The sequence below is a fragment of the Methylobacterium indicum genome (assembly GCF_001043895.1).
Taxonomy (GTDB): Bacteria; Pseudomonadota; Alphaproteobacteria; order Rhizobiales; family Beijerinckiaceae; genus Methylobacterium; species Methylobacterium indicum.
Genome location: NZ_JTHF01000206.1, coordinates 1 through 1,931, shown reverse-complemented (window position 1 = coordinate 1,931; position 1,931 = coordinate 1). Strand labels below are relative to the sequence as shown.

The following is a 1,931-nucleotide window of genomic DNA, read 5'->3' as shown; positions in this document are numbered from 1 at the left end:
CGGCGCCGCCGACCATTGCGAGACCGTGACCCGCACCTTGTCGGCCGGCCCGAGGGCATAGGGTTCGGCGGCGCCGGCCGCATCGGGGACGGTGCCCACGCACAGGGCCGCGAGGCACGAAGCCGCGAGGGCCGTGGCTCGGAGAGGGGCGCGGAGCGGCATCGGGCATCCCTTTTGGTTCTGGCGGCAGGATTCCGTGGGCGCGCCCCATCGGCGCGCCGTCCGAAGGCGCGGGGCCTTCCCGGAGCCGTGTCGATTGTCTGATGCTTGGGATCCGATCGCTTCGTCTTCGGTGACGAGACGAAGACTGTCGGATGATTGAGCCGGATGGTGGAAGCGAGGCGTTGCGCGGGCAATATGACCAAACGAGGTAGCCGGTGCGCGCCTCAGGGCAGGTCGGCGTCGAAGACGATGCCGCTGTCGTGCAGGGCCTGTCCGCATCCCGTCGCCATCGCCGGGTGAAGCTGGAACCGGGCGCTGCCGCCGCCCGGCAGGTCGAGCATCAGGACGACGAGGCGGTGGTCCCGCACCAGCCCGGTGCGCCAGGCGGCGACGGGCAGGTCGCAGGGCTCCACGGTCCCCTCCCCGTCCGGGGCGACGGCGAGCCGGACGCTCGCGGCCAGCAGGGCGCGTCCCAGGAGGGCGGCCTGCTCGCCCGAGATCGGGACCGGGATGCTCTTCGTGGCGATCTCGAGCCGCAGGCGCAGCGCGCCGTTCTCGATCTCGACCCGGTAGTCGATCGGCGTCGCGGCGGCCGGTGGCGTCTCCGACATGGCGGCTCCTGTCCTGCGGGTCGCCGGGGTCCGGCCGCCGCCGCGGCATCCCCCGCGCGGTCCGGCCGGCCCCTCGACCGCTCCCACGGCGCAGCCTGCCCCGCCCGGCCGGTCGACGGGAACACGCCTCTCGGCCGGGGCGGCGTCGCGAATGGCCGATGCCGTTACGCCTTTCGGGCTCGCCGGGCCCCGAAAGGCGAGGTCGCCCCGGCGCGGGCAGCGTGGCGATATGGCGGGGCAGGAGACGGCCGGGAGGCGGGACCGAGACATCGAGGTCCCACCCCTTCCGCTCTCCCGCGACGGCCAATCTCCCGCGACGGCCTCGCGCCCGGTGCCCGGGCCTCCAGAAAGGATCTCGCAGGTGCGCATCCTCGTCACCGGCACCGCCGGCTTCATCGGCTTCCACGTCGCCAAGCGCCTGCTCGCCGGGCACGAGGTCGTCGGCGTCGACGGCATGACGCCGTACTACGACGTGAGCTACAAGCACCGCCGCCACGCCAGCCTGCTCCAGTCCCCCGGCTTCACCGCCCACGAGACGATGCTCGAGGACGTCGAGGCCCTGGGCCGGATCTGGGAGGAGACCGCGCCCGACGTGGTGATCCACCTCGCCGCGCAGGCGGGCGTCCGCTACAGCCTCGAGAACCCGCGCAGCTACGTCGAGTCGAACCTCGTCGGGACCTTCAACATCCTGGAACTGGCGCGCCGGATGCCGCCCCGGCACCTGCTGCTGGCCTCGACCAGCTCGGTCTACGGCGCGGCCGACAAGGTCCCGTTCTCCGAGGCCGACCGCGCCGACGAGCCGATGACGCTCTACGCCGCCACCAAGAAGGCGACCGAGCTGATGGCGCATTCCTACGCCCACCTGTTCGGAATCCCGACCACCGCCTTCCGGTTCTTCACCGTCTACGGCCCGTTCGGCCGGCCCGACATGGCCCTGTTCAAGTTCGTCGACGCCCTGCTCGAGGGGCGGCCGATCGACATCTACAACCATGGCCGGATGGAGCGCGACTTCACCTATATCGACGACCTCGCCGAGGGAAGGGGGCGTGTCGACGAGGCGGACGATCCCCTCGACGAGGTCGTCGATATAGGTGAAGTCGCGCTCCATCCGGCCATGGTTGTAGATGTCGATCGGCCGCCCCTCGAGCAGGGCGTCGA

The 1,931-nt window shown here is 71.8% G+C and carries 1 protein-coding gene and 1 pseudogene; one reads left to right on the top strand and one right to left on the bottom strand.

Annotation, left to right across the window (positions count from 1 at the left end):
- Positions 1–386: 386 nt before the first annotated feature.
- On the bottom strand, positions 387–773 hold the full coding sequence (locus QR78_RS22975; protein ID WP_048429910.1) for a hypothetical protein: 387 nt from the start codon (positions 771–773) through the stop codon (positions 387–389).
- Positions 774–1,134: 361 nt separating this feature from the next.
- Here QR78_RS22975 and QR78_RS22970 point away from each other — a divergent pair.
- Positions 1,135–1,812, top strand: a pseudogene (locus QR78_RS22970) (NAD-dependent epimerase/dehydratase family protein); the annotation flags it as partial.
- Positions 1,813–1,931: the final 119 nt, after the last annotated feature.

What these genes read in the sequence shown, in the direction of transcription:
- QR78_RS22975 (WP_048429910.1), bottom strand. Translation starts at nt 773, where the DNA reads ATGTCGGAGACGCCACCGGCCGCCGCGACGCCGATCGACTACCGGGTC.